Source organism: Cupriavidus sp. IDO (assembly GCF_000812465.1).
In the GTDB taxonomy this organism is placed as follows: Bacteria; Pseudomonadota; Gammaproteobacteria; order Burkholderiales; family Burkholderiaceae; genus Cupriavidus.
Genome location: NZ_JWMA01000075.1, coordinates 1 through 6,995 on the forward strand (window position 1 = coordinate 1; position 6,995 = coordinate 6,995).

Annotated in this window: 5 protein-coding genes and 1 pseudogene; 5 read left to right on the forward strand and 1 reads right to left on the reverse strand. The window is 64.1% G+C overall.

The features are described from left to right. Nucleotides 1–402: 402 nt before the first annotated feature. The 5 genes from RM96_RS21515 (at nucleotide 403) to RM96_RS21535 (ending at nucleotide 6,853) form a co-directional block, all read left to right on the forward strand. Entirely contained in the window at nucleotides 403–1,413 is a 1,011-nt protein-coding gene (locus RM96_RS21515) for a CAP domain-containing protein (RefSeq protein ID WP_039013539.1), read from the forward strand. Between the two features lie 427 nt (nucleotides 1,414–1,840). Further along, a complete protein-coding gene (locus RM96_RS21520) occupies nucleotides 1,841–2,278 on the forward strand; it encodes a MarR family winged helix-turn-helix transcriptional regulator (protein ID WP_039013540.1) in 438 nt (145 codons plus the stop codon). Nucleotides 2,279–2,376: 98 nt separating this feature from the next. Further along, nucleotides 2,377–3,852: an efflux transporter outer membrane subunit gene (locus tag RM96_RS21525; protein ID WP_238587359.1), complete on the forward strand. Its 1,476-nt coding sequence runs from the start codon at nucleotides 2,377–2,379 to the stop codon at nucleotides 3,850–3,852. A gap of 41 nt (nucleotides 3,853–3,893) precedes the next feature. Further along, nucleotides 3,894–5,252: an HlyD family secretion protein gene (locus RM96_RS21530; RefSeq protein WP_052279645.1), complete on the forward strand. Its 1,359-nt coding sequence runs from the start codon at nucleotides 3,894–3,896 to the stop codon at nucleotides 5,250–5,252. Between the two features lie 38 nt (nucleotides 5,253–5,290). After that, nucleotides 5,291–6,853, forward strand: coding sequence for a DHA2 family efflux MFS transporter permease subunit (locus RM96_RS21535; protein ID WP_039013543.1), 1,563 nt, complete (start codon nucleotides 5,291–5,293; stop codon nucleotides 6,851–6,853). A gap of 54 nt (nucleotides 6,854–6,907) precedes the next feature. Here the strand turns inward: RM96_RS21535 and RM96_RS38810 are convergent. Continuing rightward, nucleotides 6,908–6,995 (reverse strand): annotated as a pseudogene (locus tag RM96_RS38810) (IS5/IS1182 family transposase); the annotation flags it as partial.

The following is a 6,995-nucleotide window of genomic DNA, read 5'->3' on the forward strand; positions in this document are numbered from 1 at the left end:
TTGCAATGATTAACCATCCCAAAACCCGCGCCGCCGGCGGACTCGACCATACGCTCCACCGCGACCTACACATAGTTGTGACCTGAGCATAGGGGTCGATCTGCGACCGTCGCTCCCCCCGCAGGTTGGCGATGTGCTGTTTTTCCTCTGCCGCCACCCAATGGCAAGGTCAAACACTAATAATCAAATCCCTCTCCGTGGGCATCTGGACAATCTCTAGGTTCTTGCATCTGCATGGGCGCCGACGGCGCCCTACCCACTCCTCCAGCTTTCCACACCAGGCGCGCATGCTCCTGTGCACGAATTTCCCTAATTTCACGTTAAGCCTCCGGAAGCGGATTTGCCAGGGTCACCCGCGGATCCTTGGCCCCGCTCGTACAGACCTAAAATAACCGGAAAAACGTGAAGCAGAGCCTCTTCGCAGTCGCCGCGATGTCTACCTTCATCGCGGTCTGCGCCAGCATCGGTAGTGCTGGCGCCACCCCTCCAACGATCGCTTCAAACCTGCCACGCACACCGACCATCAGGAAGGGACCGTCTGCCGCTGCTCAGACCGCGATGGCGCTCACATCCACTTACTCCAGAACCGACCCGCGCCTTGAATTCTTCAACGCGCTCAACTCCCTGCGCATCGCAATGGGTGTAGGCGCGTTGCGGCAAGACGCCGCCCTGGACGCTGCGGCCGAAAACCACCTGGCGTATATGAAGCTCAACGCGGTGATGAGCCACACGGAGATCCCCGGGAATCCTGGTTTCACCAGCCCCGATCCGTACCAGCAAGTACTCACCGTGGGCGGCTCGCACAAGCAATGGGTTGGACAGAATGCTTACAACGGCGAGCTTGGCGGCTGTCTTGCCTCGATGGCGAACTCGGTTTACCACTTGCAAGGGATTACCAGCAATCAGGAGACTATCGGCCTCGCTATGCATGACAATTACTGCGTGGCGAATTTTGGTGTGGTGACCGCAGCCGGAGCCGGCGGCTATGGCCTCGCCCAATGGGGCGGCCAACAACTGCCTCCCGGCACCGGCGCCCACTACCCAGCCGACAACGCCAACGTCCACGGCTTGTTCATTCCTGGCGACGAGATCCCGAATCCAGCGCCCGATCTGGCCAGAGCCGGTCCTCCGATCATGTTCCGCGTCAACGTTGAAAAGCCCTCTGACGTGCTGACGGTCTCGAGCTTCATCCTGACGGGGCCTGGCGGAAGTCCCGTACCGGCTCGAATCCTGGTACCTGCCGAATCCAAGGCTGGCTCGGTTGCTTCGGCCATCGAGGACGCAAGCTTGTATCGAGGCGTGGTTTTCCTGCTCCCCACGGAGCCCATCGCCGCCGGCACGTACACGGCGACTTTCGCCGGCGCGCGAAATGGTATGGCGCTCAACAGGTCCTGGAGTTTTACGGCGTACTGATCAGCATATTCCGCATGCCGCCAACGGCACTTATGAGGCCGTAAAGCCGACCTCGGAGAGGGTTAAAACTAACATTGCTCTGCCGAATTCATTCGAAGTTCCGCATAAATTCGAGTCGGGCTGGCCGGCAGCTTAGCCATCGGCAATCGCCTGGGGCTTGCCGGCCGCACGCGGCGACATGCCCTGACGAAGGCACCGATCAGAAGCCCCCGCAGCCTCGAAGAAGTCCTCGGCTTCCGCCTGATCCTGCTGCAGTGCCCTCCGGGATATGGAAGTGCAACCGCCAACAGGCATGGGCTTGCCGGAAACCCTTGTCCACCAATGCTTTCTGGGAAGCCGCCAGATTTTGCACGAAAAGTACGATTACCCTCCTTGCAACTATCTGACAGATCAGCTATTGTCCAATCAGCAAGCAAGGGAACCCGCCATGGACCACTACTCAAAGGATAACTTCCAGATCACCCGGAGCATCGGTTTTTTCCTTAATAAGGCCCGCAACACACTGCTGATGGAAATGGATGCGGCATTGAAGGATCTGGACATCACCGGGCAGCAGATGGGGATCCTGATGTCGCTCACGCATGGCGTTGCTGCCACCCCGTTCGAGCTGAGCAAGTTGCTCGGCATCGACACCGGCCTGATGACCCGCATGCTGGACAAGCTGGAGGCCAAGGGCCTGCTGTCACGCAGCCGCAGTATCGACGATCGCCGCGTGGTCAACCTGACTGTGACCCGGAAGGGCCTGGAAGTTGCGGAGCGTATCCCGGATGTGGCCCCTAAAGTACTCAATCAACGCCTCAGGAACTTCAGCCCGGAAGAATTTGCCGAGTTCCGTCGGTTGCTCGCCAAATTCTCGGACGGCTGAACGACTTTTTTGCCAACTTAGTGGATTGATCAAAGGGTGCAAAGCCTGAGTCTCCTTTTTTACCCATTTAACTGACAAATCAGACAATGCACAGTCAAATGACTCATCCGACCGCGCCGCGCCTGGCCCGCCGCTTTGCCGGTCCCCTCCTCTCAGCGCTGCTAGCTGCAGTTCTGAGCGCCTGTGCCAACTTCGCCGGTATCCATAGCGACAAGCGAATCGCTGGACCGACCGACTACGCCACCACGCAAAGCATCCCGGCCGAACAAGGCCACTGGCCTTCGGCGGACTGGGCCGACCAGTTCGGCGACGCCCAGCTCAAGGCATTGATCGCGGAAGCGCTGCAGGGTAGCCCGTCGCTGGAAAAGGCCCGTGCCCGCGTGGCCTCCGCGGTGGCATTCAGCGAGGGCGCCAATGCCAACACGCTGCCGCAGGTGGGCGCAGGCTATTCGTTCAACCGCCAGCGCTACACGGAAAACGCGATGGTGCCGCCGCAGTTCGCCGGGACGTGGCAGTCGGAGAACAAGGCGTTCATCAACGCGTCGTATGACCTCGACCTGTGGGGCAAGAACCGCGAGGCGCTGAAGTCCGCGGTGTCTGGTGTGCATGCCAGTGAAGCCGAGGCCGAACAGGTGAAGCTGACGCTGAGCACCGCCATCGCGCGCGCCTACAACGAGCTGGCCCGCCTCTACACGCTGCTCGATATCTCCAGGGATGAAGTCAGACAGCGCCGCGAAGTGCTGCGCGTGACCAACGGCCGGGTGACCATGGGCCTGGAGACCGAAGTCGAGAAACGCACCGCCGAGGCCAATCTCGCCGCCAGCGAAGTCGCCGTTGCCGCGCTGGAAGGCAGCATCCAGCGCACCCGCTACCAGCTCGGCGCGCTGCTCGGCCAGGGCCCGGACCGGGGCCTGGCGATCGCCCGCCCGAGCCTTGGCGCTGGCGACGAGGTCCGCCTGCCCGACAACCTGCCGGCCGACCTGGTCTCGCGCCGCCCCGACATCGTTGCCTCGCGCTGGCGCGTGGATGCCACCCTCCATGACATCAAGGTGGCCAAAGCCGAGTTCTATCCGGACATCAACCTGACCGCGATGATCGGCCTGGATGCCTTAGGGTGGGGCCGCTTCTTGCGCGCCGCCAGCCGCACCGCCTCGGCCGGCGCCGCCATCCACCTGCCGATCTTCGACGGCGGCGCGCTGCGCGCCCAGCTCAAGGGCCGCTATGCCGATTTCGACTTCGCGGTGGCCAACTACAACGAAACGCTGGTGAACGCCCTGACCGATGTGGCCACCCAGCTCTCTGACATCCGTGCCGTCGATGCACAGATCGACAACGCCGTGCGCGCCGATACCGCCGCGCAACGCGCCCTGACCCTGGCGCTGGCGCAGTACAAGGCTGGCCTGACCACGCAGCTGACGGTGCTGAACGCGCAGACCAATGCGCTGGCCAGCAGACAGGTGGTGGCCAACTTGCGCATGAACCGCCGCGACCGGCAGATTGCGCTGGCCGGCGCGCTGGGCGGTGGCTTCACCGATACCTCCGACTCGATCACGAATGCGGCCCAGGTCCGCTGACTTTCCTCTTGACGCAAACGAACACAGCTCCAGGTGCTGCCATGAACGACACGACCAAGACCACCCCTGCCGACGAGCCCACCGCAACGGCAGCCGCTGCTCCCGCCAAGAAGAGCACCCGCAAGCGCCTGCTGGCCCTGCTTGGCCTGACCACCGCGCTCGCCGCCGCTGGCTACGGCGCCTACTACTACACCGTGGCCCGCTTCCACGAGGACACCGACGACGCCTACGTCAACGGCAACCTCGTCCAGCTCACGCCGCAGGTCGCCGGCACGGTGATCGCGGTGAACGCCGACGACACGCAGATCGTGAAAGCGGGCGAGCCCGTGGTGACGCTCGATGCGGCCGACGCAAAGGTGGCGCTGGCCAATGCCGAAGCCTCGCTCGGCCAGACCGTGCGCCAGATCAGCGCGCTCTATGTCAACAACGACGTGCTCGGCGCCACCGTGCAGCAACGCCAGGCCGACCTGGCCCGCGCCAGGGATGACCTGGGCCGCCGCACCGAGGTGGCCGAATCCGGCGCCGTCGCGGCAGAAGACGTGGCGCACGCCCGCGATGCCGTGAAGTCCGCCGAAGCCGCACTCGAGACAGCCCGCCAGCAGCTAGCCTCCAACCACGCACTGACCGACAAGACGAACGTGGCCGAGCATCCCAGCGTGCAGGCCGCATCCGCCAAGGTGCGCGACGCCTACCTGGCCAACGCCCGCAACACGCTGCCGGCACCCGTAACCGGCTACGTGGCGCGGCGCTCGGTGCAGGTGGGCCAGCGCGTGGCACCCGGCAACCCGCTGATGGCCATCGTGCCGCTCGACGGCGTGTGGGTCGATGCCAACTTCAAGGAAGTGCAGCTCAAGCGCATCCGTATCGGCCAGCCAGTCGAACTGCATGCCGACCTGTACGGCAGCAGCGTGACCTACCACGGCAAGATCGTCGGCTTCTCGGCCGGCACCGGCAGCGCGTTCTCGGCCCTGCCGGCGCAGAACGCCACCGGCAACTGGATCAAGGTGGTGCAGCGCCTGCCAGTGCGCATCCAGCTCGATCCGGCGGAGTTGCGCGAGCACCCGCTGCAGATCGGCCTGTCGATGCAGGTCGACGTAGAAACGCACCAGGCTGCCGGTTGGCACCCGAGCCCGGGCACCGAAGCACCCGGACACACCACCACCTATCGCACCGCCTATCGGACCGAAGTGTTCCAGCGCTACGGCGAAGAGGCCGACCGCGAGATCACGCGAATCATCGCGCTGAACAGCAACGGCAAGTCTGCCGCGGGGCAGCCAGCGCCATCCTCGCAGATTGCACAGCAACCCCAGGCGCCGAAGCGCGCAGCGCAAGCTGCCGGCGCCGCCTCCGGGGGCCTGAGCGGCATCGCGCCGATCGCCTTTCCGCCTCTATTTAACTGACCTATCAGCAAAACAGGCAATATTCCCCGGAGCGCATCATGCAATCCCAAGCCCAGACCTCACTCGTGCCAGCCCCGCTCACCGGCGGCAAGCTCGTGATGGGAAGCTTCGCCGTGGCTCTGGCCACCTTCATGAACGTGCTGGACTCATCGATCGCCAACGTGGCGATTCCGACGATCTCCGGCAACCTCGGTGTGTCGGTCGATGAAGGCACCTGGGTGATCACGCTGTTCGCCGCGGCCAATGCTGTCGCGATCCCGCTGACCGGCTGGCTCACGCAGCGGATCGGACAGGTCCGCCTGTTCGTCGGCGCCATCCTGCTGTTCGTGCTGTCGTCCTGGCTATGCGGCGTGGCGCCCAACCTGACCACGCTGCTCGCCGCGCGCATCCTGCAGGGCGCCGTGGCCGGGCCGCTGATCCCGTTGTCGCAGTCGATCCTGCTGTCGTCGTACCCCAAGGAAAAAGGCGCCACCGCACTGGCGCTGTGGGCCATGACCGCCACCGTCGGCCCCATCGCCGGCCCGGCTCTGGGCGGCTGGATGACCGACAGCTACTCGTGGTCGTGGATCTTCTACATCAACGTGCCGGTCGGCCTGTTCGCGGCCGCCGTCACCTGGGCGATCTACCGCGACCGCGAAACGCCGACGCGCAAGCTGTCGATCGACGTGGTGGGGCTGGCATCGCTGATCACCTGGGTCGCCTCGCTGCAGATCATGCTCGACAAGGGCAAGGACCTCGACTGGTTCAGCTCGCCGGTCATCATCGGGCTCGGCATCGTCGCGCTGCTGAGCTTCATTTTCTTCGTGATCTGGGAGCTGACCGAACCGAACCCGATCATCGACCTGCGCCTGTTCAAGGGCCGCAACTTCCTGGCTGGCACCGTCGCCATCTCGGTCGCCTTTGCGGTGTTCTTCGCCAACCTGGTCGTGCTGCCGCAGTGGATGCAGCAGTACCTGGCCTATCCCGCCGTCAACGCCGGGCTGGCGACCGCGCCGCTGGGCATCTTCGCCGTGCTGCTGGCCCCGGTGCTGGGCAAGCTCCTGCCGAAGTCCGAGTTGCGCGTGCTCGCCACCTTGTCCTTCCTGGGATTCGCGGCGGTGTTCTTCATGCGCTCGCACTACACCACGGGCGTGGATACCTGGACGCTGGTGCTGCCCACTCTGCTGCAAGGCATTCCGACCGGGCTCTTCTTCGTGCCGCTGACGGCCATCATCCTTTCCGGCCAGCTGCCCGAGAAAGTTCCCGCCGCCGCAGGTCTGTCGAACTTCGTCCGCGTGTTCTGCGGTGCGGTGGGTACGTCGCTCGCGACCACCGGCTGGAACAGCCGCGCCATCCTGCACCACGCGCAGCTGGCGGAACAGGCCAGCGTGCACAACCCGCTGTATGCCAGGACGATCGAATCGCTGCAAGCGACGATGGGTTTCACGCAGGGCCAGGCTGTCGCCTACTTCGAACGCGGCCTGAACACGCAGGCCATCATGCTGGGCCTGAACGACATCTTCTGGATCTCGGGCGTGATCTTCGTCACCATCGTGCCGCTGATCTGGTTCACGAAGCCCGCCAGGGGCGGCTCCGCGGCCGCCGCTGCGGCTGCGCACTGAGCGATGGGACGATGCACGCCCCGCAGACATGACAGGATGCCTGACTAAGAAGGCCTAACAAAATGACTTCCTGAGGTGTCGCCAACAGATGATGCAACAGGCGATCTTCAGGAATGCTTCATGGATGGTGGCGAGGCGTTCG

What these genes read in the sequence shown, in the direction of transcription:
- RM96_RS21525 (WP_238587359.1), top strand. Translation starts at nt 2,377, where the DNA reads ATGACTCATCCGACCGCGCCGCGCCTGGCCCGCCGCTTTGCCGGTCCC.
- RM96_RS21530 (WP_052279645.1), top strand. Translation starts at nt 3,894, where the DNA reads ATGAACGACACGACCAAGACCACCCCTGCCGACGAGCCCACCGCAACG.
- RM96_RS21520 (WP_039013540.1), top strand. Translation starts at nt 1,841, where the DNA reads ATGGACCACTACTCAAAGGATAACTTCCAGATCACCCGGAGCATCGGT.
- RM96_RS21535 (WP_039013543.1), top strand. Translation starts at nt 5,291, where the DNA reads ATGCAATCCCAAGCCCAGACCTCACTCGTGCCAGCCCCGCTCACCGGC.